This window comes from Rheinheimera pacifica, assembly GCF_900108485.1.
GTDB classification, from domain to species: domain Bacteria; phylum Pseudomonadota; class Gammaproteobacteria; order Enterobacterales; family Alteromonadaceae; genus Alishewanella; species Alishewanella pacifica.
The window spans coordinates 1-23,540 of sequence record NZ_FNXF01000006.1 but is presented as its reverse complement, the minus strand read 5'-3'; the positions used below and the strand labels follow the sequence as shown (position 1 = coordinate 23,540).

Here is a 23,540-nt window from a genome sequence, read left to right as displayed (position 1 = left end):
GCCTAAGTGAGTGCAGTATATTGCTTTCATTGCCATGAACCAGTGCCCTCAGGCACTTCATTTCTGCTTGAATTTGATGCCCGCCAGCGCCAGTTTTGTTGCGCTGGCTGTCTGGCTGTGGCTGATACCATTATCAGCAGCAATTTAGCCGACTACTACCGCTTTCGTACTGAACCTGCCAGCCGGGCTAACGCTATACCCAAAGAGCTTGAGGCTGAGCTTAGCAGCTTTGATGCCCCCCAGGTGCTGGAAGATATCAGCAATAAACAGGGCGAGCTGACAGAGCTGGAGCTGTCTATCAGCGGTATGAGCTGCGCCGCCTGTGCCTGGTTAATTGAAAAACAGCTGCGCCAGTTGCCAGCTGTGCATCAGGTTAATGTTAATTCTACTACGCAGCGCTGCCATCTGCTGTGGCGCGCTGATACCACACCGCTTAGCGGTATTCTGAAAAGCCTTGCCAGTATAGGCTATCAGGCCAGCCCCTTTATCGCCGATCAGGAAGAGCAGGTTTTTAAACTCGAGCTTAGCCGGTATCTGAAACGTTTGGCCGTATCCGGCATTATGACCATGCAGGTAATGATGCTGGCCGTGGCACTGTATTTTGGTGAATATACCGGCATAGATGCATCACATCAGGGGTATTTGCGCTGGATAAGCCTGCTGCTAACACTGCCGGTAGTGCTTTATGCTGCCCTGCCCTTTGTCAGTAGTGCCTGGCGCAGTGTGAAGGCCCGGCAAATGAATATGGATGTACCGGTTAGCCTGGCAATTTACTACACCTTCTTTGCTTCAGCCTACGCTACCGCATTTAGCACCGGTGAAGTGTATTTTGAATCGGTATGTATGTTTACTTTCTTACTACAGCTGGGTAAGTTTTTTGAGTACCGCGCCCGCTCACGCGCACGCGATGCTACCAGTAATTTGCTGAAAATAATGCCGGTAACCGCCACCCTGCTAAAGAACGACGAACAACAGGCTGTATCAGCCAGAAGATTGCAAAGCGGTGACTGCATTCTGGTAAAGCCGGGGGAAACCATAGCCGCAGATGGCCAGATTATCAGCGGCCAGAGCTCCGCCGATGAATCAATGCTGACCGGTGAATATGCGCCGGTTAGTAAAAACATTGGTGATCTGGTCATGGCAGGCAGCATTAACCATGATGGCCTGCTGCAGGTTAATGTCAGCAAACCGCTGGCATCATCCCGGCTGGGGCAGATTATTGCGCTGCAACAACGCACATTAAGCCAAAAGCCCGCCGTGCTGCAGCGCACCGACCGGCTGGCAAAATACTTTGTTGAACGCTTGCTTATTATAGCCGCTGCCACTTTTGTATTGTGGTACTTTTGGCTCGATGCCGACCGCGCATTTTGGGTAACGCTGTCAGTACTGGTGGCAACCTGTCCCTGCGCGCTTAGCCTGGCTACCCCCACAGCCATTACCTGTGCACTGGCCCGGCTTAACCGTAGCGGTATTTTGATCAAAAACGCTCAGGTGCTGGATGTCCTGCCCGAGCTGACCCATATTGTTTTTGACAAAACCGGCACCCTGACCGAAGGGCGGTTTTCTGTATCTGACGTTACGCTGTTTAGCAGCGATTACAGCGAAGAGCAGGCCCTGAACCTGATAGCCAATCTGGAAGCGTATTCCGAGCACCCTATTGGCCGGGCATTTAGCTCCAGCCTGAGCACAAAACTGGCACTTGAGCAGGTAAACATTGTTGTCGGCAGTGGTATCAGTGCACAGTTTAACAGCAGGCAAATCAAAGTGGGCAGCGCGGCCTTTTGTGCCGTAACACCCCAAGCTAAGGCAATGGTATATCTGTGTGCAGATAACCAGCTTATTGCCGCAGTTAGCTTGCATGATGCCCTGCGCCAGGAAGTGCCGGCGCTTGTCAGTCAGTTGCAACAACAAGGCTATCAACTGCTGATGCTAACCGGCGACAGCTCAGATCAGGCTGATAAACTGCAGCAACAGCTTGGGTTCAACCAGATGATTAAAGGCTGCTCGCCTGAGCAAAAAGTGGCTGAAATAACGAACCTGGTTAGCGCCGGTCATAAAGTGCTGATGCTCGGTGATGGAATAAATGACAGCCCGAGCTTTCATGCTGCCCATGTTTCTGTGGCCATGCAATCGGGTACAGATTTATCTAAAAATCAGGCCGATGTGGTATTGTTACAACATGATATCGGCTTAATTGCCACTTTACTGCAGGGCAGCAAGGCGGCACAACGCGGTATCAGGCAGAATCTGGCCTGGTCGGTTGGTTATAACCTGATCATTATTCCGCTGGCAGTTGCCGGTTTTGTTTCACCTTATATCGCTGTCATTGGTATGTCGTTCAGCTCGTTGCTGGTGGTATCAAATTCGTTAAGGCTGCTCAAATAATGAGTGTTATTTATGTTCTGATCCCGATTGCTATTTTGTTTGTGCTAATTGGTCTGGCGGTATTTTTCTGGGCGGTTCGCAGCAGACAGTTTGAAGATCTGGATAAAGAAGGCTTCAGCATACTGTTTGATGAAAAAACCGTAGCCAATAAAGATAAACAAGACCCTCCTGCGCCATGAGCAGTGATCTGCTTGCAGCGTTACTGATAGGTTTTCTGGGCAGCGGCCATTGCCTGGTGATGTGTGGCGGCATTGTCGGCGCTTTGCAACTGGCCATGCCAGCACAAAGTACGGCGAAAAAGTTTTTACTGCAACTGACATTAAGCGCAGGCCGGCTTACTACCTATGCCATATTTGGCGCTGTAGTCGGTTATGCCGGCGTCAGTGCCATGCAAATGGCGGGTGCTTCAATGCTATGGCTGCGCTTAGTGGCCGGTATTTTATTGATTATGATGGCACTGTATATCAGCCGGTTATGGTTTGGTTTATTGCTGCTGGAAAAAGCCGGCCAAAAACTGTGGCACTATGTGCAGCCTCTCTCACGGCGTTTTTTGCCATTAGATTCCATAACCAAAGCTTATGCCTATGGTTTATGCTGGGGGGCACTGCCCTGCGGGCTGGTATACAGTGCTTTAGGCTGGAGCCTGGCCAGTGGCAGTGCTGGCAACGGCGCTATTTTAATGCTGGCTTTTGGCTTGGGCACCTTACCGGCTATTTTACTGACTGGCAGTGCCGCACAGCTGATGAACAAGGTTAAAAGCCACACTGCGGTGCGATATGCCGCAGCGGCCATGCTGGCAATTTACGGCAGTTATACAATATGGCTTGCTATAAAACGTATGGTTTTTTAAGCTGTCACTATTATCTATAAAGGCAAGGATACTGTTATGCAACGTTCCGCCATTAACTGTCAGGACTGCGGTTTCAGCCAGCTATGTTTACCCTTTAGTTTAAACGACAACGAGTTAACCCGGCTGGATGACATTATTCAGCGCAAAAAACCGATGCACAAAGGTGATATGCTGTTTGAAGCCGGCCAGGCGCAGAAATGCCTGTATGCTATTCGTACCGGCTCTTTTAAAACCTTTACCCTGACCGATCAGGGTGAACAGCAAATTACCGGTTTTCATTTGCCGGGCGATATTGTTGGTTTTGACGGTTTAAGCAAACAACTGCACCCAAGCTACGCAGAAACACTGGAAACCGCCATGGTATGCGAAATTCCGCTGCCAAATCTGGAAACCTTGCTCGACCAGCTACCAAGGTTACGCCAGCAGATTATGCGGCTGATGAGCGAAGATATTCAGGCTGATCAGCAAATGATGTTGCTGTTAAACCGCAAAACCGCAGAACAAAAACTGGCAACCTTTTTATCTCAGCTGGGCCAGCGCTATGCCAGCCGCGGCTTTTCAGCCAATGACTTCCGTTTAACCATGACCCGCAGTGACATTGGTAATTATCTGGGCCTGACAGTAGAAACTATCAGCCGTTTACTGAGTAAACTGGATAAAGAGCAACTCATTCAGGTAGACGGTAAACTGATTAGTATTAAAGACCAGGCCGCTCTATCCAAACTGGCCGCCCTGACGGCTCATTGCTGACATGCGTAGCCTTTAACTTGCGCCAGCGCAAGTTAAAGGCAGGCAAACAGTGTTAATTTGACTACACTTAAAGACAAAATCGCAAAGTGGAGCAGTTTATGTCAGCTTACAATAATGTGTTAGTTGTACTGGACCCCAGTGTAGAACAACAAAAAGCACTTAACCGGGCCATAGAGTTAATCCGCTTACAAGGCGGCAAGCTTACCGCTTTTTTATCGGTTTACGATTTTTCCTACGAAATGACCACCATGCTGTCTGGCGAGGAACGTGAATCTATGCGCCAGGCGGTTATTAAAGATCGCGAAATGTGGATCAGCGAGCTTACTGAACGCTATCGTGCCGCTGGCTTAAATATCGTCATTAAAGTAGTTTGGCACAGCCGCCCGTTTGAGGCCATAGTGCATGCCGTGCTGGAAGATAACTACGATCTGGTGATTAAAGGCACTCATGATCATGATGTACTTAAATCAATGATTTTTACCCCGACCGACTGGCATGTACTGCGCAAATGCCCCTGCCCGGTATTACTGGTTAAAGATCACGACTGGCCGCAAGGCGGCAATATTATTGCCGCAGTTAACGCAGGCAGCGAACAGGAACACCATTTATCGCTAAATCAGCGTGTTATTGCCAAAGCCATGCAGATGGCAACCATGCTAAGCGCTAAAACACATTTGGTGAATGCTTTTCCCGGTACTCCGGTAAATATTGCGATAGAAATTCCGGAGTTTAACCCGCAGGAATATAACAGCACCATGAAACACCATCATGCAGATGCCGTAACCGCGCTGGCAAAACAGTTTGATATCGACAGCCAGCACTGCCATGTTATGGAAGGCATGCCTGAAGACGTATTACCGCAAATAGCCTCTAAACTGGACGCCGAAATGGTGGTTATTGGTACTATTGGCCGCACCGGACTATCGGCTGCCATTATTGGCAATACCGCCGAGCACGTTATAGATCGGCTGGACTGTGATGTACTGGCGGTAAAACCGGCCAATTTTGTTTGTCCATTGCAGAAAGACTGAGTTTTATCCTGCAGCACAGCTTTGGTATTGGCGCACCTTTGGCTATAATGTGCGCCATTTTTGTTTCTGGTAGTAGTGTTTATGACTCACGCAGCGCAAGCTAAAGCCCAATATAATCTGAATAAACTGCATAAACGTCTGCGTCGTGGTGTTGGTCAGGCTATAGCCGACTTCAACATGATTGAAGAAGGCGACAAAATTATGGTGTGTTTATCCGGCGGTAAGGACTCCTACACCCTGCTGGATATTCTGCTAAACCTGCAACAGTCTGCGCCCATCAACTTTTCTGTGGTTGCGGTAAATCTGGATCAGAAACAACCGGGCTTCCCGGCTGATGTTTTACCGGCTTATCTGACCGGCATAGGTGTTGACTATAAAATTGTCACTGAAGATACCTACTCTATTGTTAAGGACAAAATCCCGGAGGGCAAAACCACCTGCTCGCTGTGTTCCCGCCTGCGCCGCGGTATTTTGTACCGCACTGCCAAAGAGCTTGGCGCAACTAAAATAGCGCTGGGCCATCATCGTGATGATATGCTCGAAACCTTATTTTTAAATATGTTTTATGGCGGCAAAATGAAGTCAATGCCGGCTAAACTGGTGAGCGATAATGGTGAGCATATCGTGATCCGGCCGCTGGCTTATTGCCGGGAAAAAGACATTGAAAAATATTCAATAGCGCGCCAGTTTCCGATTATTCCGTGCAACCTTTGTGGCTCGCAGGACGGCCTGCAGCGTCAGGTGGTAAAAGAGATGCTACAAGACTGGGACAAACGCTTTCCGGGGCGGATTGAAACCATGTTTCAGGCCATGCAGAATATCGTGCCCTCCCATATGATAGACAAAAACCTGTTCGACTTTGCCGGCCTGAGCAAAGATACTGAGTTGCAGGAACGTGATACCGCCTTTGATAAACAAAGTGTACCGGCTATTCCTGTAGGGCTGATTAATGATGAATATGACGAGCAAAACAGCGATAACAGTGTTCAGGTTATCGCGTTAAGTTAAACTGCAGTGCTTAGCTTACTTAGTGCTGCTGTTGATCAGGGGTAACAGGTAACTGGGCCGCTGGTTAAACAACCAGTGGCTGTTTTCCGGCAGCGTGCTGTTGAGGTGAATAAGGCAGCGTTTTGCCTGACACTGAGTTGCCGCCAGCGTGGCGGCATCCAGTTGCGGCATCGTAACGTCATCAGCAAACTCTACTATCACGCCGGTAACGTCTGGTAACCAGTATTTACTTAGCCCTGCCATATCATCCAGCAGTAAATCAAACTGGCTGCGGTAGTGCTGTAATTCCGCCAAACTTAAACCATTCGCCAACCGCATACGTGAGCGCAACCGGAACTGCACCTGGCAGGGTTCGCCGTTATCGGCCTGTAATACTTCGAGTATTGCATTGCTGTCTTTTAGTGCTTCATCGTACGGCAAATTGATTTCACCATTGCCGGCAATATCCAGCGCTATATCATGCCGATCACTTTTCAGGCCCAGGCTATAGAATTTACAAGCCTGGCCGCTGCGCTCTCCTGTCAGGGCAAATGCCAGTGTAATATCGCTGTACTGTGGCTGCTGCAGCTTTTTCATCCGGTTGTAGAAGCCATTATAGTTTAACAACAAATCGGCAGATGCCGGGGCACTAAGCACCAACAACAAAGGCATCAGGTTACGCATATTATTCTTCCAGTAGTGTGCGGTTAAAGCGGATCATACCGCTGATTTCAGCGATATATTCTTCTCCGCGTTCTGAATATGCACCAAGGCCGGCGGCAAGGGTTTCACCACGCACCGGCTTGCCTTCATGGCGTAACCGGGCCCGGATAGCCCGCAGCGGTTCATAAGTGTGAAAGGCGTTTAAGTTATAAAAATAGCTATTGATGCTTGCCGCCGGGCTGTCAAACTTTGTTACTTCGTGGGTTTGGCCTTCCAGCCGTGATTGGGGCACCAGGCCACAGCCTTCACGAAAACACCACTGGCCAAAAAAGTTATAGCCTTCTACGGCAAAACGGCTGGTACCCCATGCCGACTCATTTGCTGCCTGCATTAATACCAGGCTCTCTGGGATCACATCTACCCGCCGTAGTAATTCCTCAAGCATATTTTCATCTGTTTCTGTGACTTCCATGCGAAATTCATCGTACAGGCTGTATAAAAAAGCATATTCCTCTACCGACATACGCAGGTGTTTTTGCTTTTTATCCTGAATTTCCAGCAATTGCTGGCGCAACGCGCGCAAGCGGGCATTTTCACGTTTAACATAAGGACGTAAGTAATTAAAAAAGCTGCGTTTTCGCTCCGTAGTGTCAGCAATCCGGTTAAAATCTGGCAAGCCTTTAAAAGCCGGTAACGGCTGGGTATATGCCAGGCGCTGCAGCACTTTTTCCTGATCAGCCCGGTTTAACGCCGTAATACGGCTGGGCTTTTGCCATTCTTCCAGTGAATCCAGCTGTTTTACCGGTGCAAGCTCAGTAAAAGGGCTCAATACGGCCATAAAAACCAACAGCCAAAAAGCTGGAATAATGATTTTTTTCAATAACATCTATCACCTGTGGGTTACTCTTCCTGCATAGCACCTTTGCTATGGCAGTAACCGGTTTGCTACAACAAGACGGCGACATTTTACCTGCACAGCCGACTTTATACGATGAAAAACTTAATTGGCTTAATTTATTTCTGTAAACGCCGCTGTAGCCATTGCAAAGTGGCGATAGTTATGTAAAAACAGTGTTCCACAGCAATTTAGCTGTCTGGACGGATAAAACGGAGACATTAAGGTCGTTGTTATGAAACCCATTGAGCGCTCATCAAAGTTAGACGGAGTCTGTTACGATATCCGCGGCCCTATAGCCCAGGAAGCCAAACGCATGGAAGAGGAAGGCCACCGCATCCTCAAACTTAACATAGGCAACCCTGCGCCTTTTGGTTTTGAAGCACCCGACGAAATTCTCAAGCATGTTATTCATAACCTGCCCACCGCACAGGGTTACTCAGACTCACAAGGTATCTACCCTGCCCGGGTAGCAGTAGCGCAGTATTATCAGCAGCGCGGCATTCTGGGCGCAGACGCTGACGATGTTTATATTGGCAATGGGGTGTCCGAGCTGATTTTAATGTCGCTGCAGGCGTTACTGAATAATGGTGATGAAGTGCTGGTACCCTCGCCCGATTATCCGCTGTGGACAGCCGCAGTTAATCTGGCCGGTGGCAAGGCACTGCATTATCGCTGTGACGAGCAACAGGACTGGTATCCTGATCTGGCTGATATTAAAGAAAAGATCAGCAAAAAAACCAAGGCCATTGTACTGATCAACCCGAACAACCCAACCGGCGCAGTGTACGACAAAGCCTTTTTGCTGGAGCTGCTAAAAATAGCCCGCGAGCACCGGCTGGTGGTACTTAGCGACGAAATATACGATAAAGTGCTGTACGACGGCACTGAGCATGTCAGCACAGCGTCGCTGGCCGACGACTTAGTTATGCTGACCTTTGGCGGTTTATCTAAAAATTACCGTATTGCCGGTTTTCGTGTGGGCTGGTTATTTATCTCCGGCGCCAAACATTTAGCCCGCTACTATATTGAGGGGCTGAATATTCTGGCTTCAATGCGGTTGTGTGCTAATGTGCCCTGCCAGCATGCCGTGCAAACTGCCCTGGGTGGCTATCAGAGTATTAACGAGCTGGTAGTGCCAGGTGGCCGTTTATATGAACAGATGGACCTGGCGCACAAGCTGGTAACACAAATTGACGGTATCAGCTGCGTACGGCCCAAAGGCGCGATGTATTTGTTTCCGAAGATTGACCGCAAAAAATTTCGTATTAAAGATGATGAGTTGTTTGTACTGGACTTTTTGCGTCAGCATAAAGTGTTGCTGGTGCATGGTAGAGCCTTTAACTGGCCGGAGCCGGACCACTTTCGTATTGTGTTTTTACCACATAAAGAGCAACTGGAAGCCGCTATTGGCAAGCTGGCGCAGTTTTTACCGGGCTACAGCCAGTAACATTAACAAAGGCAGCTTACGCTGCCTTTGCTTGTCCTATTAATGCTGCCGGTTAGTTCAGGTCTTTATCAACCCAGAACTTGGTGCCTTTTAATGTTGCCTGCAAGGCCAAACCTGCTTCAGTAAACTGATAAATAGTGACATCATCAACACTGGCTTCAGCACCTACAGCACCACCTTTATCACCGGCTTTTGCCGCGGCATCAGCCTGAGCACCGAAAGCCCAGCCCTGATCAATAAAGCGTTGCATCGCCTCAGCGGTATGAAACACTATTACCAGACGAAAATCTTTTACTCCGGCACCTAAACCCAGCCCAACTTCACCCATCTTCATATAAGTGTCGGTGCCACTGCGGTTATCACGCACTACACCATAGCCGCCACCAAAGCTGGCCAGAATGACATTAACATTGGCGTTACTGAACGTGGCGTAACCCGGTGCGCTTTGTAATTCAGCTCTGGCACTGGCTTTTTGCCGGTACAGCTCGGTAAGTACGTCGCTACGCATCTGGGTTATGGCATTTTTTTGCTCTGTTGCGCTGGCATTTACGCCACCGGCGCAGCCTTGCAACATAAGTACCGAGCTTAATACTGCCGCTGTAATATATTTCCACATAGCTTGCTCCTGTCAGAAGTTCAGACTGAGTGTAGCCTGCAATACTGAAATTTCACTTAACAGCCTCACTCCTTACCCGCTTGCTAAGCATCGCGGCAGATTTCTCCGCTTAGTTCAAATTCAACCGTAGTGTGGCTCAAGCTGTACGGCGCCAACAATTGGGCAATACGCTGCTTATAGTGCAACTGCTCGGCCAGGGCTGCATCGGCGGTCAGTTCTACATGCATGGTTAGTACGTGTTGCTCACCATCGAGCGACCATAAATGTAAGTGATGCACCGCTTTTACAAACTCCAGCGCATTTAGCTCTGTGGTAATTTGCTGCTGCAGCACTGGATCAGGTGTTACCTGTAAAAACAATGCCAGTGTTTGGCGCAGGCTTTTTAAGACATTAAACAGAATAAATACGGTAAAACCGATACACAGCACCGGATCAAGCCAGGCCCAGCCGGTAAAGTACATCAGAATAGCGCCCAGCATCACCGCAACCCAACCCAGCACATCTTCCAGCAGATGCCAGCTGAGTACTTTTTCATTTTGCGTTTTGCCACGGCGTAAACGTAGTACGGCGGCGCCATTTACAGCTATGCCGAAAATCGCCAGCACAAACATGCCACCGGTGTGCGGCAATTGCGGTTGCCACAACCGTGGAATGGCCTCTGACAATACCCAGCCCGAACCAACTAATAAAATAAGGCCGCTGATCAGCGCGCTTAACAGCGACCAGCGCCGGTAACCATAACTGTATTTTTGCGTGGGCTGTCGGGTCGCAATTTTGCTGGCCACCCAGGCAAAACCTATTGCCAGGCTGTCTCCCAGGTCATGAATAGCATCGGCAATAATGGCCACACTGTTGGTTAGTATGCCGCCGACAATCTCAATTAAGGCAAAGCCAAAATTCAGCCAAAAAGCCAGCGCAATATTACTGCTTTCACTATGGTGCGCGTGCTGATGTCCATGACGATGGCCCAAAAGGTGCCCATGCTGATGGCCATGGCTTTGATGCGAAGTATGTTGGTGTTGCTCTGACATAAGGTTTAACCGGGTAAATGCAGATGGCATGAGTACTGAGCATAAGAGTAATTCAGCGCCGATACAATCATTGCCCGCGGGCTTTTAGGTAAACGCTTGTTTATGCGCTAATAACACAGTAATCTTGCAGCAATAATTAGCCGTCCATACCGCTGAAGTTAATAAATGAATAGCGACTTTTCCTTTCAGCAGGCATTTGAAAGCCTGACAACGCAGCTTGCCGCCATCGTATTTTATGCCTTTGATATCAATGGCGTAAGTATCCCTATGGTACTGATCTGGCTGGTGAGCGGTGCGCTGGTATTTACCTGTTATCTTGGCTTTATTAACGTGCGAGGTTTTGGCCATGCCTTTAGTTTGTTAAAAAACAATAAACGTACTGGTGCCAATGGTGAAATCACGCCGTTTCAGGCACTGAGCACGGCACTTTCCGGCACCGTAGGTACCGGTAATATTGCCGGCGTTGCCGTTGCAATCAGCCTCGGCGGCCCGGGAGCAACGTTCTGGATGATAGTGGCAGGCTTGCTTGGCATGTCGACCAAGTTTGTTGAATGTACGCTGGCGGTAAAATACCGGCAAATAAATGCTGACGGCAGCGTGTCTGGCGGGCCGATGTATTACATTAAAGCCGCGCTGGATAAATTTAACCTGCCGGTGCTGGGTAGCATACTGGCAATGGCGTTTTCGGTATTTGTGATCTTTGGCTCAGCTGGTTTTGTGCACGTTAACCAGGGTTTTGTACAGGTAAAAACCGTAACCGGTTTTGACAACGCCTGGCTGTTCGGTGCCATTTATGCCTTTTTAGTTGGTGCAGTAATTATTGGCGGGTTAAAAAGTATTGCCCGTGTTACCAGCAAACTGGTGCCACTGATGTGTGGAATTTACCTGTTAGCGTCAGTGTTGGTTATGCTTACCCATGCCAGTGCTATTCCCTCAGCGTTATGGCTGATAGTACAAGGTGCCTTTACACCGGAAGCAGGTTACGGCGGCTTTATTGGTGTGCTGATCCAGGGTTTTCGCCGTGCGGCTTACTCGAACGAAGCCGGTATTGGCTCTTCACCTATCGCCCATGCCGCCGCCCAAACGAAAGAGCCGGTAAGCCAGGGGTTTATTGGTTTACTGGAGCCCTTTATAGATACAGTGGTTATTTGCACCATTACAGCATTGGTGATTATTCTTACCGGTGCTTATCAAACTCCGGGGCTGGACGGTGTGCAAATTACCTCAGGCGCCTTTGCCTCGGTATTTAGCTGGTTCCCCTGGGTATTAATGGTTGCATTGCTGTTATTTGGTTTTTCTACCGTTATTAGCTGGTCTTACTATGGCATGACCGGCTGGCGCTATCTGGTGGGCCAGGATAAACACCTGACTCAACTTTATAAAGTACTGTTTTGTTTTATTGTATCTATGGGCGCCGTACCGGATGTAATGGCGGTGTTCGACTTTATAGATTCAATGATTTTTTTAATGGCGGTACCCAATATACTCGCGCTGTACTTGCTGTTACCCGAAGTAAAGGCCGATCTTAAAACCTATTGGCAAAAACAACAGCAGGCCCGTTAAGCGGCCTGCTCTACTGCAGCAATCTTTGCTTTAGTGGTTTTTTCGTTTTTATCTGCCTTAGGCGCAGGCTTTTTGGCGCCCAATGCAATCAGCAAGTCGTCTTTCTGCTGTGCCATATACAGTGCCAGCGCTTCAGCCTGCTGCTCATCAGTAACTAAGCTGCTGGCAGCTAAAAAGCGGGCCAGTTCGTCAGCAGTGTCCAGCATTTTGTCATAAGCGTCAGCTTCTGCTTTAGACGTAAAAGTCATTTTTTCTGCTCCGTTACGTTCTACTACATACTTAATAATTACAGCCATGGCATTTCCCCCCCAATTAAATTACTGTTATTTTATACAGTATAATTTTTTACTTGTCGAATGCTTTTTTGCAGATAAATCCACCAATGACACTGTAACCGGGCTCGAAGTTTAACCACAGTTGGCGTACTATAGCCCGGCAGATATATTTAACACCATACTGGTTGCTTTGCAGTTTAGTTATTTGAATTAAAAAGAGTTGTTGGAATTAACAAGGAATACTATGCCTCACCCTCTTTGGTCTGAGCGTCGCTCTGGTATTAGCAACAGCAGGCCTGGCGATCAGCGTACCCCCTGGCAGCGTGACCGTGCCCGTATTCTGCACTCGGCAGCGTTTCGCCGCCTGCAATCAAAAACCCAAATTCTGGGTATTGGCCAGAACGACTTTTACCGCACCCGCCTGACACATTCACTGGAAGCGGCACAAATTGGTACCGGCCTGGTGAGCCAACTACGCAGTAAAGTGGATGCGGCACAATTAGCCTTTTTGCCTGAAGACAGCCTGATGGAGGCCTTGTGTCTGGCACATGATATTGGCCACCCGCCTTTTGGCCATGGTGGCGAAACCGCCCTGAATTATAAAATGCTGCACGCCGGCGGTTTCGAAGGTAACGGCCAAACCCTGCGCATAGTAGCCAAACTGGAACCTTATACGCTGCAGCACGGTATGGATTTATCGCGCCGCACTCTGTTGGGGTTACTAAAATACCCGGTACTGCAACCCGATTTACGCCATGAAGTTGTCGCTGCCACTAATCCGCTTAACTTAACGCCATGGAAACCGGCAAAAGCCATTTTTGCTGCCGATGCTGATATTCTTACCTGGATCCTGGCACCGTTAAGCGAAGCTGACCGCAGTTTATTCCAAAGCACCGACACGCTGGATAAATCACCCTACCTGAAATCACGCTATAAATCGCTGGATGCTTCTATCATGGAGCTGGCTGACGATATCGCCTACGGCGTGCATGATTTAGAAGATGCCATAGTGCTTGGCAATATTAGCCAAACCCAATGGCAGCAACATACTCAGGCAAACTGGGATGCATTACCAGGCGAATTACGACAACTGATGCAACAAATCAGCGCAGCGCTGTTTTGCCATCAGCATCACTTGCGCAAAGATGCGATAGGCTCGCTGGTAAACCTGCTGATAAGCTCCGTTACGCTGTATGAAGCCTTACCGCAGGCACAAGAGCCTCTCATCCGCTATAACGCAGCATTAGCTGCCGCGCCACAGGCAATTTTGCATTGTTTAAAACAGGTGGTATACCGTTGCGTAATCTCAAAACCAGAGATCCAGCAATCCCGTTTTCGCTGTCAGAATATGCTGATGGCCCTGTTTGATGCGTTCAGCTCTGATCCGTCACGGCTACTGCCAGCCAATACCCAGCAACGCTGGTCAGATGCCCCCGACGAATTGAAACCCCGGGTGATATGCGATTATATCTCCGGCATGACTGATGATTACGCCGAGCATATGTACCGCCGGCTGTATGCTACCGTTTAACCGTTAAGTAACAGGTATTTACCGTTTTGAGCAAAACAGCACTACGTATACTGGCCGGGCCCACAGCCTTTAACCATATTCAGCAACATGGCCTGCAACAGGCTGATTTCAGCGTCATGGTAGGTGCCAGCGGCGGCCCCAAGTGGTTTTGTCTGTTCGGCTTGGATCAATACCTGTTTGGTGAGTTTTTTGCCGGCCGTAGCACGCCACTGCATATTTTAGGCAGCTCCGCCGGAGCATGGCGCTTTGCCTGCTTTGCTCAGGCGGATCCGGTGGCGGCCTCACAACGTTTTTGCCACGCCTATTGCCACATTACTTACCCCAAAAAGGCCGATACCCGGCTGATAACCGAAATCTCGGCACGTATTATTGATGATGTTTTTCCAACTGAACAGCATTTGCAGCAGGTTATAGATAACCCCTTGATTAAGCTTAACCTGGTTGTGGCCAAAGCGCGCCGGTTGTCTGCAGCGCGCAGCAAGCTGCTGCAAGCCGGTGGTTTAACACTGGCTGCCGGCGCCAACCTGCTTAACCGTAAACATTTACAGTATTTTTTCCAGCGCGTGCTGTTTCATACTCCCGGTGAGCCATCGCCGTTTCATTATGCCGGCCTGCTACCCACCCAACACACTGAACTAAGTACCGCTAACTTACGCCAGGCCGTGCTGGCCAGTGGCTCTATACCGCTGGTATTAAACCCGGTAGAAGACATTGCCGGCGCAGGTGTTGGCCGGTATTACGACGGCGGCGTCACTGATTACCATTTTGACCTGCCCTTTACCGATAATGGCCTGGTGTTATATCCGCATTTTTACCCAAGCCTTACCCCGGGCTGGTTTGATAAAGCGCTAAAATGGCGTAAAGCCAATCCGGCTTATTTACATAATGTGGTGTTGCTTTGCCCGTCTGATAGCTGGGTAAAATCATTGCCCTTTGGCAAAATACCTGATCGTAAAGACTTTAAACTGCCCGACGACATAAGGATCCCCTACTGGCAGCAGGTTATCGAACGCTCGCATGAGCTGGCTAACGCCTTAAAACAAGACGACTTTACCTTTGAACCGCTTTAAATTTTACATTTTTGAGCAAAAAACAAGCACTTAAACGTACCTGATACCCAACCAGCTGTAATCACAACCGGGTTTCAGGTTACACTTGCGTCACTTTTTATTCACTACAACAAGGACGTGTTATGCCCGCCCGCGATCCACTAACCAATACCGTACATATCAATGAAACTACACAACATCAGAAGCCCAAAAAAGCTATACCGCTGGAGCAAGGCGAAATATCAAATCTGAGTTTCTGGGTAAGCCAGATTTCCATGATCATTGCTACTGTGCTGGGTGTTTATCTGGCAGCACAGCAAGGTTTACAACAAGCTGTATTGTTTGAACAAATTCAAAGTGATAAGAATAACTATTACTTACGCCAGTCGTTACAGCACGAGCTAAGCGACAACCTTATTCTGATAGAAAAGTATACTGAACAAATTAAAGATATTAGCGTGCACGCAGTAAAACGTTACGCGTTAGTGTTAGATACCTTTGTCTGGGAAAGCATGAAATATTCCCCGGCCACGCTGGAAACCCCTTCTGCCCTGCTAAGCGAAAGCCGCAAATTCTACCGCGAAGTGAATGATATCCACGGCAAAATTCAAACCAGCTTTTACAGTGCTCATTATGGTACCAAGCTATTGCTGGAACAGGTCGAGCATATGAAAACGGTAGTATTGCCTATGTTTGAGGCTGACACCAATCAGCTAAAACAAGCCCTGGCACAGCAGGATGTCGAGGTAGATTAAGATGACCAAACCGCAACTATATTGCCCGTGCTGCAAAGACCAAACTCTGCAAACTATAGAACTGCATGGCCAGCAGGTTGACTGTTGCCAGCGTTGTAATGGCCTCTGGTTTGACGATAGAGAATTAAGCGACGCTATAGCACACAGCAGTGAGCTGACTGATCCATACTGCATAAAACAAAGCTTTGGTGAAAAGCTGGAGCAACATCAGTACCACTGCCATCGTTGCAATCAGAGCATGCAACAATTTCACCTGCTAAAAGACTACCAGGTTACCGTAGATAAATGCGGCCACTGCAAAGGTATATGGGTTGACGGTGATGAAGCAGAACAGGTATTGGCAGCACCTAAATTACAGGCAGCGTTAGCCCAGCTGAATCAAAAAGTGTGTGCCAAAAGCTGGTTGTTTCAGTTTTTTACCCAGATGCCCAAAGAGTACAATATTAAACCACACCGCACGCCCGTGATGACATGGGCTTTGCTGGCACTGAATATTCTAATCTTTGTGTTGTATGGTTTTGACGACACCAGCACAGAGTGGGTATTTGACCATTTCGCGCTGGATTCCATCTCAATACTGGATGGCCAGCAATGGTGGACCCTGCTCAGCTATCAGTTTTTGCATGGCGGCTTAATACATCTGGCTGGTAATATGTATTTTCTGTGGATTATCGGCGACAACCTGGAAGATGCTTTAGGGCCATGGAAGTTTCTAGCCGTTTATCTGCTCTGTGGTGTCGTTGCCGCATTAGTAGAAATGCTGATGTGCTACCTGGTAGATCGTGATTTATTAATGGTAGGTGCCAGTGGTGCCGTTGCCGGTCTCTTTGGCATGTACTTGCTGTGGTTCCGCCACGCCAGCCTGACATTTATGTTTATTGTCTGGCAGAAAAAGCTTAACCCGGCCTGGTATTTTGCTATCTGGGCCGCACTTAATATTTTGGGCTTGTTATCAGAAGATTTAAGCGTGGCATACTGGGCGCACTTAGGCGGCCTGGCTGCAGGTATAGTGGTTGGGGCCATGCTAAAACAACAGGTGCTGGCACAAAACCCGCTATTGCAACTGCTGCAACGGCCTGAAGCCAGAATACTGCGCTAAAATAAGCAAGGCAGCCAACTGGCTGCCTTTTGTTAATCCATTTTCTGTCTGCACTGCATCAACCAAGAGGTTAGTTATGCTCGACTCATTATTGCTTAGCCTGTTTATTACCATGTTATTGCCTTATCTGGCTAAAGCCCCGCTGGCCTTTGCTATGCAAAAATCCGGTGGCTACGACAATCACAACCCCAGAGCACAGCAGGCTGCATTAAAAGGCTTTGGCCAGCGCGCCAACGCCGCGCACTACAATAGTTTTGAAGCTCTGGTCATATACGCTGCAGCCATCATCATAGTGGTTGCCACCGGCACCGCCGATAGCACCACTGTAACGCTGGGCTGGTTATTTGTTGCAAGCCGCGTAGCCTACTTAGTTTGCTACTGGCTGGACTACGCCACCATCAGATCAACAGTATGGGCAATAGGTATGATACTGGCGTTTAGCATCGCAGGACGGGCGGTATTGGGGTAATTTGCACCTTAGCGATAAGCATCCACGCCCTGACACAACTGCGTAATACCGAGTAAAGTGCGGGGCGTGGTGCGGTAAATAAAATCGGCATTAACACTTAAATACTGGTTTTTTTTCACTGCAGGCAAAGCACTGAACGGCCGCCAGTAAGAGAAATCGGCAAGGACTTTTTCTGCCACCGGCTGAATAATCACCTCAGGCTGGGCCTGGATCACCTGTTCAATACCTACCTGAGGATAGTCACCTTTGCTGCTGGCAAACGGATTATTAACCGCGCATAACTGCAGTATTTGCTGTGGCCAGGCCTGGTTAGCAATAGTGCTAAGAGGTGCTGTGCCCATAGCAAAAAAAGCTGTTACCGGTTTTTTATGCTGATATTGCTGGCGCAGTTGCGCCAATTGTTGTTCAAACTGCAGCGCTTGTTGTTCGCCCTGCTCCGGATAACCGCTAAGCTGGCCGATTAGCCGCAGCTCTGCGCCTATATCATCCAGCGTTAATGGATCAGAAAACGCCACTTTAATGCCGAGCTGCTGCAAGCGGGCAATATCAGCAGCCGGATTACCGCTACGCCAGGCAATAACTAAATCAGGTTGCAGTGCCAGTACAGCCTCAAAATTAATACTGGCGTAACTGGCAATACGTGGTAACGCTTGTGCTGCTATAGGGTAATCACTGTAATCACTTACGGCCACAACCTGCTCACCGGCGCCAACGGCAAACAATAGCTCGGTAATATGCGGTGCCAGTGCAATAATGCGCTGCGGTTTAGCCTGTGCCGGTAATACCTGCAATCCGACGAGCAAGAGTAATAATGGCCAATACCGTAGGTTCACCAGTCAATCCCCCGCTGCGCTTTAATGCCATGATCAAACGCATGTTTTACATTCTGTACTTCGCTAACAGTATCAGCAAGTTCAATTAAGCGCCGGTGGCAGGCACGGCCGGTAATCACCACATGTTGTGTTGCCGGGCGTTGCAGTAATGCCTGTTCGATACGTTCCAGCGGCAGATAATGATAACTTAACATATACGTCAGCTCGTCCAGCAGCACCACATCTATGGCAAGATCGGCTAAAAACTGCTCAGCCTGCTGCCATACCTGCCCGGCAGCGGCAATATCGGCGGCTTTATCCTGAGTATCCCAGGTAAAACCGGTGGCCATTACCGCAAACTGTACACCATGTTGCTGTAGCAAGTTGCGCTCGCCGCAATCCCAGCTGCCTTTTATAAATTGCACTACGGCGGCGGTGTAACCATGGCCAACAGCACGGGCCACGGTACCAAAGCCAGAGGTAGATTTACCTTTGCCGTTACCAGTGATCACCAGTAACAAACCTTTTTCATCAGTTGCCGCTGCTACTGCACTATCAACCTGTGCTTTCAGCCGTTGCTGACGCTCGCGGTGGCGCTGTTGTTTAAGTTCATCTGTTGCCATTACACATCGCTATAGCCGTTGCCGGCGCATAATAAGTAAAAAGAACACACTACCCACTAACGAGGTAATAACCCCCAGCGGAATTTCCTGTTGCGGCAGCACGGTACGGGCCAGGTTATCTACCCAGATCATAAACAGCGCTCCCACTACCGCACAACCCAGTAGCAGCCTGGCGGAAGTCACCCCAAAAAAATGCCGTACTATATGTGGGATCATCAGGCCAACAAAAGCAATACCGCCGCATTGCGACACAATACAGGCCGTCAGTAATGCTGTCGCCAGCAGTAATATCAGCCGCAACCGCCCGGTATTAACCCCCAGTGTACGGGCGCTTTCATCACTTAGCAGCAGAGCATCCAGTTGACGGCGCAGTGCCAATGCCAGCAGTAGTACCAGCACGACAACCGGCGCCAGTAACATTACACTGTACCAGTCGGTGCGGTTTAAACTGCCCATTAACCAGAATATCACCCGGTTAGCGGCAAAAGGCTCGGCAAAGTACAAAATAAAACTGCTGATGGCACTTAACATAAACGACACCGCAACCCCAGCCAGCAGGGTAATTTCAACTTTACGCCAGTGTTGCCCGGCACACACGGCAAACACCAGGGCAACAGCAAATAAAGCCCCGGCAAAGGCGCCCAGCGCCAGGCTGATCAGCTGTGGCGGCAGCACTACGCTAACCAGGGTAGCGCCCAAACCGGCACCGGCCATTAAGCCAAATAAGTAAGGATCAGCCAGCGGATTACGGCTGGCATTTTGCAGCACTGCACCAGACACCGCAAGCCCGGCGCCTACCAGCACAGCACAGACTAACCGCGGCAAGCGAATTTGCCAGACAATGGTTTCGGCCAGTGGCGAAACACTTGGCCTGCCAAACAATACACTGACAATATCCGCCAGGGTTAGGCTGGCACTGCCCAGTGTCAGACTCAGCAGCATGCTAAACAACAGCAATAGTAAGGCAACAGACATTGCCAGCGAATAATGCCGTTTTAACATACAGGCTCCAAAGAAGCTGGCATAAAGGTAACTTGTAGTTTATGCAAACGCGGGTGCAGCGCTATCTCGCACGGCAGGCCAAATACCTGTTGCATTAATTGCGGTTGCAATACCTCAGCGGGTGAACCAAATGCCACCTGTTCGCCCTGGTTTAATAACAGCAGCTTGTCACAATACATGGCAGCCAGGTTTAAATCGTGCAGGCACGCCAGCAGCGGTATGCCCAGCGCTTTTACCAGTTGTAGTATCTGATGCTGGTACTGCACATCTAGATGATTGGTCGGCTCGTCCAGCAGTAATAATGAAGGTTGCTGCACCAGCGCTCTGGCAATATACAGCCGCTGTATTTCACCACCGGATAAGGTGTCAACCACGTCTGAGTACTTGCCAGCAAGCCCTACCTTTTGCAGCGCCAGCCTAACCTGGGCACTGTCATAGCTGCTGTTCAGTTCAAACCAGCTTTTGTGTGGCAATAGCCCCATGCTGGCCACTTGCTCTACTGTCAGAGCGAACAGCGGAGCGGCTGTCTGGCTTACTACGGCCAGGGTTCTGGCAAGCTCTGCTGTAGCAAAGCTGGAGAGCTGCCGCTGCTTTAACAAAATTTGCCCGCTTTGGGCACTAAGTGCGCCCTGGATCAGCCGCAATAATGAGCTTTTACCAGCGCCGTTAGGGCCGATAATGCCAATAAACTCACCTTTTTGCAGTGAGAAACTGATGTTATGCAGAACCTGTTTTGCACCAAAGCGCAAACACACTGCTGAAAGTTCAAGCAACACTGACTCCTGGCAATAGCAGCAGCCAACTTGCTGAAAACAGTAAGTTGCCACTGCTGTGAATTCCCGCACGCAGGTAAAAAGACATTAAGCTAAGGCAGGTCTCCTGACTTAAAGCGGTAACCCACAACCGCCTTCCCGGAGTATTACCAGTGGCATTTGATTGCAGCGCTTATTACAGTTGCGGGTACAGTGCGGGCTTTACACCCACTTCCCTTTTCAGCGGGAGTTATCCCGCACCAAAGCAGGCGCAGTGTAGCAGATCTGACGAGGGGCAATCAAAATGAAACCGCCAGCATCATGCTGGCGGTGGCAAATATATTATTCCAGTGCACTGAGCAGGGTTTTGTCCAAACCATCCTCTGTCAGAATTTTTACAATAGCCTGACAATGCTCCACGGTAAAATCACCGTCTGCGATCTGGCCGTTTAGCATGGCACGGCGCTTCATGACAATATCAGCGATCATTTTCTGGTTAGCACCTTCAGCGCCCCCCATTTTGCCGTACAGTTTATCCAGATGAGGATACAACGTCTTTTCGGCATCATAAGCACTCTGGCGCACCGGCGGATGAAAATCCTGACAAGCATTCAGGTTTAACAGATAAAAGTTTAAATAACCGGCCACGGTTATCAGTTTATAATCTTGTGCATTAGCAGCGGCGGTTGTTGACATTGCCACCGCAACAATAGCGGCGCTCACCCATTTTTTCATTATGACTTCCTGTTATTCCACTTTCATTGCTATTCAATCTAAACAGAAAGTGGCGTTTTTGCAATGTTAACAAGCTAAAAAGCAGCGGCCTGCAATACCGGCAGTGGTATTGTTACCGGCAGCACAGCACAGCCGCTTTTGCCGCACTTTTACCAAACTTTTTACCGCTCCTTTTACCGACCTAAGGCGTTATATCATCCGTTACAGCTAACACCAGTAAATCATTCAATTCCGGCCCACCACCGCGGTTGCCACTACCGGCTGCAATATACAATGCGCCGTTATGTAAAGTTGCCTGGGTGCCATGCCGTCCTGATGGTAAAGCTGGCCACTTTTGCCATTGCTGCGTCGCCGGATTATAGGCTTCAACTTCATTATGCGCGCTTACCTGGCGCAGGCTTTCACCACCGATAATCACCAACTGCCCCTGCACTACCGCCGCAGCAGTGCCAGCCCTTGGTGTGGGTAGCGGCGTATCCAGCGTATGCCAGCGCTGGGTTTTAATATCATAAACATCCACCGCAGAAACGGTCAGTGACATCGTCTCGCCGGTATCATGTGATGACATGCGCCCCGCCGCCGCATAGATTTGATCATTGATAACAGCGGCATGAAAATGATCGCGGGCATGTGGCGCGTCGGCCAGCTCTGTCCACTGCCCGGTTGCCGGGTTAAACACATCCAGCCAAGCCACAAAACCGCTCATATGGCCGCGGTTATTACCGCCAATAAGATAAATAAGCCCGCTATGCACTACCACGCCACTGCCACCGCGCTGCCGGTGCGCCGGGATCTCGGGCCCGGTTTGCCAGGTATCAGTAGCCGGGTTGTAAATCAGTATATTGGCAATAGATTTTTCTTCCGGGAAACCACCGGTTAAGGCGCCTAATACATACAATTTGTCATCATAGGCCACAGCTTGCATATGGTGCAGCTCAACCGGTGGTTTTGCTCCTTGCTGCCATTGACCGGTAGCCGGATCGAAAATATCTAAAGGCCGCTCGCCCCGCCCGCCCAGCAAAAACAAGCGCCCGGCCACAGCAACAAAGCCATTTTCATGGCGGGCAGCAGGTGTTCCCTGAGTTTTTTGCGTTTGCCACTGCGCTTGGGCCGTTACAGGCTGCGGGCTGTTAAGCGCCTTCTTGCCAGCATCTGCAGACGCAGCAAAGGGCAGCAACGCCCAGAGAGCCAGCCATAGATAACGAAAAGGTGTACGTGCATTATTAACAACTAAGTGGCTATTAAGCATAGTTCCTCCGTTCCTGAAACCTATATCATAGTTGAGATTAACCACGCAGCCCGCCAGTATTATTTACTTACTTCATTACTTTTTTACGTTTTCACCACCTGCGTACACATAGCCATGGTTACTACTGCGCGACCTCTTTAACATTCTCTAATGGCACCCAGCCAAAATCTGTACTAACCATTTTTTCACACCATAGCCAGCCATTTAAAACCCTAGAACCAGTCAGCAGCTCTCCTTCCTGCACATTTAGCTCTTTTGCCGTGTAATCATCAAGTGCTTTACCATGTGAGTTTTCGCAGCGCCCGATAATCTGACCAGGAACCCAACCAGGCTCTTGGCCGGGCGTAGTGCACAGGTACCAGTTATCCCAGCCTTCAGCACCTTTGTATTCTTCACCAACAAGCAGAGGATCACCTTTTTTAATGGTTATTGGCTTAGGAAACTCACTCTTATGTGAGCTGACAACGATATATCTCTTAGGGCTCACAGGACTTTCATACTTTGGCGAAAGTTTTGCACCGCGGAAAAGTGCGGGAATGTGTGAGTGGGTCAGTTTTACCCATCGTAAGCTTCCACCGCAGCAGGAATAGCCCCAATCACAACCGCGCCAACTGCAGGCAAGCCAACAAGAACAGCACTTAATGAGGGTGTTCAATATTCTGTGTCAGCTTGGTCACAGGTCGATATGAGCGTCTAAGCGCCCCTCGAAGTGTATCGACAGCTGTGACAGCGTCAGATTCCAGTTTTGCACCGGGTGTGTCCAACGCTCAGATGCCTGCAAGATACCGGCATAAAGCAGCTTAAGCAAACTGTTTTCATTGGCGAATCCGCCCTTGGTTTTGGTCAGTTTACGGAACTGGCGATGCACGGCTTCCACGGCATTGGTGGTGTAGATAGCCGTTCTGACGTAGTCAGGGTATTTAAAATAGGCTGATAGCGTTTGCCATTTGTTGCGCCAGGATTTAATC

At 49.3% G+C, this 23,540-nt stretch carries 26 protein-coding genes and 1 riboswitch; of the genes, 13 read left to right on the top strand and 13 right to left on the bottom strand.

Going from position 1 to position 23,540, the window contains the following annotated elements:
• The first annotated feature begins 6 nt into the window (after nucleotides 1-6).
• The 6 genes from BLW68_RS09505 to ttcA all read left to right on the top strand — a co-directional run bounded on the left by BLW68_RS09505 (nucleotide 7) and on the right by ttcA (nucleotide 6,024).
• Nucleotides 7-2,385, top strand: a complete 2,379-nt coding sequence (locus tag BLW68_RS09505) for a heavy metal translocating P-type ATPase (protein ID WP_092792708.1) — start codon at nucleotides 7-9, stop codon at nucleotides 2,383-2,385.
• A complete protein-coding gene (gene ccoS, locus BLW68_RS09500; RefSeq protein ID WP_092792706.1) occupies nucleotides 2,385-2,564 on the top strand; it encodes a cbb3-type cytochrome oxidase assembly protein CcoS in 180 nt (59 codons plus the stop codon). Before BLW68_RS09505 ends, ccoS begins: the two co-directional genes overlap by 1 nt.
• On the top strand, nucleotides 2,561-3,235 hold the full coding sequence (locus BLW68_RS09495; RefSeq protein ID WP_092792704.1) for a sulfite exporter TauE/SafE family protein: 675 nt from the start codon (nucleotides 2,561-2,563) through the stop codon (nucleotides 3,233-3,235). The genes ccoS and BLW68_RS09495 overlap by 4 nt, the downstream gene beginning before the upstream one ends.
• A 36-nt stretch (nucleotides 3,236-3,271) precedes the next feature.
• Nucleotides 3,272-3,985, top strand: coding sequence for a fumarate/nitrate reduction transcriptional regulator Fnr (fnr, locus tag BLW68_RS09490; RefSeq protein WP_092792701.1), 714 nt, complete (start codon nucleotides 3,272-3,274; stop codon nucleotides 3,983-3,985).
• A gap of 98 nt (nucleotides 3,986-4,083) precedes the next feature.
• The gene (gene uspE / locus BLW68_RS09485) at nucleotides 4,084-5,016 is read left to right on the top strand and encodes a universal stress protein UspE (RefSeq protein ID WP_092792699.1); all 933 of its coding nucleotides are present in this window, start codon (nucleotides 4,084-4,086) and stop codon (nucleotides 5,014-5,016) included.
• Nucleotides 5,017-5,097: 81 nt separating this feature from the next.
• Nucleotides 5,098-6,024: a tRNA 2-thiocytidine(32) synthetase TtcA gene (ttcA, locus tag BLW68_RS09480; protein ID WP_092792697.1), complete on the top strand. Its 927-nt coding sequence runs from the start codon at nucleotides 5,098-5,100 to the stop codon at nucleotides 6,022-6,024.
• A gap of 15 nt (nucleotides 6,025-6,039) precedes the next feature.
• On the opposite strand, the gene BLW68_RS09475 is transcribed toward ttcA, so the two are convergent.
• Together BLW68_RS09475 and BLW68_RS09470 are read right to left on the bottom strand one after the other, a co-directional pair.
• Nucleotides 6,040-6,687, bottom strand: coding sequence for a DUF2987 domain-containing protein (locus tag BLW68_RS09475; RefSeq protein ID WP_092792695.1), 648 nt, complete (start codon nucleotides 6,685-6,687; stop codon nucleotides 6,040-6,042).
• Between the two features lies 1 nt (nucleotide 6,688).
• The gene (locus tag BLW68_RS09470; protein ID WP_245728308.1) at nucleotides 6,689-7,504 is read right to left on the bottom strand and encodes a glucosaminidase domain-containing protein; all 816 of its coding nucleotides are present in this window, start codon (nucleotides 7,502-7,504) and stop codon (nucleotides 6,689-6,691) included.
• 292 nt (nucleotides 7,505-7,796) lie between these two features.
• Here BLW68_RS09470 and BLW68_RS09465 point away from each other — a divergent pair, with 292 nt between their 5' ends.
• Nucleotides 7,797-9,011, top strand: coding sequence for a pyridoxal phosphate-dependent aminotransferase (locus BLW68_RS09465; RefSeq protein ID WP_092792690.1), 1,215 nt, complete (start codon nucleotides 7,797-7,799; stop codon nucleotides 9,009-9,011).
• Nucleotides 9,012-9,063: 52 nt separating this feature from the next.
• On the opposite strand, the gene BLW68_RS09460 is transcribed toward BLW68_RS09465, so the two are convergent.
• A complete protein-coding gene (locus BLW68_RS09460) occupies nucleotides 9,064-9,627 on the bottom strand; it encodes a lipid-binding SYLF domain-containing protein (RefSeq protein WP_092792688.1) in 564 nt (187 codons plus the stop codon).
• An 83-nt stretch (nucleotides 9,628-9,710) separates the two neighbouring features.
• A complete protein-coding gene (locus tag BLW68_RS09455; protein ID WP_177172197.1) occupies nucleotides 9,711-10,658 on the bottom strand; it encodes a cation diffusion facilitator family transporter in 948 nt (315 codons plus the stop codon).
• Between the two features lie 165 nt (nucleotides 10,659-10,823).
• Between BLW68_RS09455 and BLW68_RS09450 the strand changes: the two genes are divergently transcribed.
• Nucleotides 10,824-12,221: an alanine/glycine:cation symporter family protein gene (locus BLW68_RS09450; RefSeq protein WP_092792683.1), complete on the top strand. Its 1,398-nt coding sequence runs from the start codon at nucleotides 10,824-10,826 to the stop codon at nucleotides 12,219-12,221.
• Here the strand turns inward: BLW68_RS09450 and BLW68_RS09445 are convergent.
• The gene (locus BLW68_RS09445; protein WP_092792681.1) at nucleotides 12,218-12,517 is read right to left on the bottom strand and encodes a YebG family protein; all 300 of its coding nucleotides are present in this window, start codon (nucleotides 12,515-12,517) and stop codon (nucleotides 12,218-12,220) included. The two genes, BLW68_RS09450 and BLW68_RS09445, sit on opposite strands and share 4 nt — an antisense overlap.
• A gap of 223 nt (nucleotides 12,518-12,740) precedes the next feature.
• Between BLW68_RS09445 and BLW68_RS09440 the strand changes: the two genes are divergently transcribed.
• The 5 genes from BLW68_RS09440 (at nucleotide 12,741) to BLW68_RS09420 (ending at nucleotide 17,399) form a co-directional block, all read left to right on the top strand.
• Nucleotides 12,741-14,027: an anti-phage deoxyguanosine triphosphatase gene (locus BLW68_RS09440; RefSeq protein ID WP_092792678.1), complete on the top strand. Its 1,287-nt coding sequence runs from the start codon at nucleotides 12,741-12,743 to the stop codon at nucleotides 14,025-14,027.
• A gap of 26 nt (nucleotides 14,028-14,053) precedes the next feature.
• The gene (locus BLW68_RS09435) at nucleotides 14,054-15,097 is read left to right on the top strand and encodes a patatin-like phospholipase family protein (RefSeq protein ID WP_218141346.1); all 1,044 of its coding nucleotides are present in this window, start codon (nucleotides 14,054-14,056) and stop codon (nucleotides 15,095-15,097) included.
• Between the two features lie 122 nt (nucleotides 15,098-15,219).
• Nucleotides 15,220-15,831, top strand: a complete 612-nt coding sequence (locus tag BLW68_RS09430; RefSeq protein ID WP_092792676.1) for a hypothetical protein — start codon at nucleotides 15,220-15,222, stop codon at nucleotides 15,829-15,831.
• Nucleotide 15,832: 1 nt separating this feature from the next.
• Nucleotides 15,833-16,930: a rhomboid family intramembrane serine protease gene (locus tag BLW68_RS09425; protein WP_092792673.1), complete on the top strand. Its 1,098-nt coding sequence runs from the start codon at nucleotides 15,833-15,835 to the stop codon at nucleotides 16,928-16,930.
• A 76-nt stretch (nucleotides 16,931-17,006) separates the two neighbouring features.
• A complete protein-coding gene (locus BLW68_RS09420; protein ID WP_092792671.1) occupies nucleotides 17,007-17,399 on the top strand; it encodes an MAPEG family protein in 393 nt (130 codons plus the stop codon).
• 8 nt (nucleotides 17,400-17,407) lie between these two features.
• On the opposite strand, the gene BLW68_RS09415 is transcribed toward BLW68_RS09420, so the two are convergent.
• The 8 genes from BLW68_RS09415 to BLW68_RS09380 all read right to left on the bottom strand — a co-directional run.
• Nucleotides 17,408-18,232, bottom strand: coding sequence for a cobalamin-binding protein (locus tag BLW68_RS09415; protein WP_245728307.1), 825 nt, complete (start codon nucleotides 18,230-18,232; stop codon nucleotides 17,408-17,410).
• Nucleotides 18,229-18,834, bottom strand: coding sequence for a cob(I)yrinic acid a,c-diamide adenosyltransferase (gene cobO / locus BLW68_RS09410; protein ID WP_092792667.1), 606 nt, complete (start codon nucleotides 18,832-18,834; stop codon nucleotides 18,229-18,231). Before cobO ends, BLW68_RS09415 begins: the two co-directional genes overlap by 4 nt.
• 9 nt (nucleotides 18,835-18,843) lie before the next feature.
• On the bottom strand, nucleotides 18,844-19,836 hold the full coding sequence (locus BLW68_RS09405) for a FecCD family ABC transporter permease (RefSeq protein ID WP_092792665.1): 993 nt from the start codon (nucleotides 19,834-19,836) through the stop codon (nucleotides 18,844-18,846).
• Complete coding sequence (locus tag BLW68_RS09400; RefSeq protein WP_092792663.1) at nucleotides 19,830-20,609, bottom strand: ABC transporter ATP-binding protein; 780 nt, start codon at nucleotides 20,607-20,609, stop codon at nucleotides 19,830-19,832. The genes BLW68_RS09405 and BLW68_RS09400 overlap by 7 nt, the downstream gene beginning before the upstream one ends.
• A 79-nt stretch (nucleotides 20,610-20,688) precedes the next feature.
• A riboswitch (cobalamin riboswitch) is annotated at nucleotides 20,689-20,868 on the bottom strand.
• Between the two features lie 62 nt (nucleotides 20,869-20,930).
• Nucleotides 20,931-21,323 carry a hypothetical protein gene (locus tag BLW68_RS09395; protein WP_092792662.1) on the bottom strand — a complete coding sequence of 131 codons (393 nt, stop codon included), beginning with the start codon at nucleotides 21,321-21,323 and terminating at the stop codon, nucleotides 20,931-20,933.
• 181 nt (nucleotides 21,324-21,504) lie between these two features.
• Nucleotides 21,505-22,572 (bottom strand): Kelch repeat-containing protein, encoded by a 1,068-nt coding sequence (locus BLW68_RS09390; protein WP_092792660.1) that lies wholly within the window; start codon nucleotides 22,570-22,572, stop codon nucleotides 21,505-21,507.
• Nucleotides 22,573-22,693: 121 nt separating this feature from the next.
• Nucleotides 22,694-23,059 (bottom strand): SH3 domain-containing protein, encoded by a 366-nt coding sequence (locus BLW68_RS09385; protein WP_092792659.1) that lies wholly within the window; start codon nucleotides 23,057-23,059, stop codon nucleotides 22,694-22,696.
• 186 nt (nucleotides 23,060-23,245) lie between these two features.
• Nucleotides 23,246-23,540: transposase (locus BLW68_RS09380; RefSeq protein WP_143039918.1), on the bottom strand; the 295-nt coding region annotated here is incomplete at its 5' end.

What these genes read in the sequence shown, in the direction of transcription:
- ccoS (WP_092792706.1), top strand. Translation starts at nt 2,385, where the DNA reads ATGAGTGTTATTTATGTTCTGATCCCGATTGCTATTTTGTTTGTGCTA.
- BLW68_RS09495 (WP_092792704.1), top strand. Translation starts at nt 2,561, where the DNA reads ATGAGCAGTGATCTGCTTGCAGCGTTACTGATAGGTTTTCTGGGCAGC.
- fnr (WP_092792701.1), top strand. Translation starts at nt 3,272, where the DNA reads ATGCAACGTTCCGCCATTAACTGTCAGGACTGCGGTTTCAGCCAGCTA.
- uspE (WP_092792699.1), top strand. Translation starts at nt 4,084, where the DNA reads ATGTCAGCTTACAATAATGTGTTAGTTGTACTGGACCCCAGTGTAGAA.
- ttcA (WP_092792697.1), top strand. Translation starts at nt 5,098, where the DNA reads ATGACTCACGCAGCGCAAGCTAAAGCCCAATATAATCTGAATAAACTG.
- BLW68_RS09475 (WP_092792695.1), bottom strand. Translation starts at nt 6,687, where the DNA reads ATGCGTAACCTGATGCCTTTGTTGTTGGTGCTTAGTGCCCCGGCATCT.
- BLW68_RS09470 (WP_245728308.1), bottom strand. Translation starts at nt 7,504, where the DNA reads ATGGCCGTATTGAGCCCTTTTACTGAGCTTGCACCGGTAAAACAGCTG.
- BLW68_RS09465 (WP_092792690.1), top strand. Translation starts at nt 7,797, where the DNA reads ATGAAACCCATTGAGCGCTCATCAAAGTTAGACGGAGTCTGTTACGAT.
- BLW68_RS09460 (WP_092792688.1), bottom strand. Translation starts at nt 9,627, where the DNA reads ATGTGGAAATATATTACAGCGGCAGTATTAAGCTCGGTACTTATGTTG.
- BLW68_RS09455 (WP_177172197.1), bottom strand. Translation starts at nt 10,658, where the DNA reads ATGTCAGAGCAACACCAACATACTTCGCATCAAAGCCATGGCCATCAG.
- BLW68_RS09450 (WP_092792683.1), top strand. Translation starts at nt 10,824, where the DNA reads ATGAATAGCGACTTTTCCTTTCAGCAGGCATTTGAAAGCCTGACAACG.
- BLW68_RS09445 (WP_092792681.1), bottom strand. Translation starts at nt 12,517, where the DNA reads ATGGCTGTAATTATTAAGTATGTAGTAGAACGTAACGGAGCAGAAAAA.
- BLW68_RS09440 (WP_092792678.1), top strand. Translation starts at nt 12,741, where the DNA reads ATGCCTCACCCTCTTTGGTCTGAGCGTCGCTCTGGTATTAGCAACAGC.
- BLW68_RS09430 (WP_092792676.1), top strand. Translation starts at nt 15,220, where the DNA reads ATGCCCGCCCGCGATCCACTAACCAATACCGTACATATCAATGAAACT.
- BLW68_RS09425 (WP_092792673.1), top strand. Translation starts at nt 15,833, where the DNA reads ATGACCAAACCGCAACTATATTGCCCGTGCTGCAAAGACCAAACTCTG.
- BLW68_RS09420 (WP_092792671.1), top strand. Translation starts at nt 17,007, where the DNA reads ATGCTCGACTCATTATTGCTTAGCCTGTTTATTACCATGTTATTGCCT.
- cobO (WP_092792667.1), bottom strand. Translation starts at nt 18,834, where the DNA reads ATGGCAACAGATGAACTTAAACAACAGCGCCACCGCGAGCGTCAGCAA.
- BLW68_RS09405 (WP_092792665.1), bottom strand. Translation starts at nt 19,836, where the DNA reads ATGTTAAAACGGCATTATTCGCTGGCAATGTCTGTTGCCTTACTATTG.
- BLW68_RS09395 (WP_092792662.1), bottom strand. Translation starts at nt 21,323, where the DNA reads ATGAAAAAATGGGTGAGCGCCGCTATTGTTGCGGTGGCAATGTCAACA.
- BLW68_RS09390 (WP_092792660.1), bottom strand. Translation starts at nt 22,572, where the DNA reads ATGCTTAATAGCCACTTAGTTGTTAATAATGCACGTACACCTTTTCGT.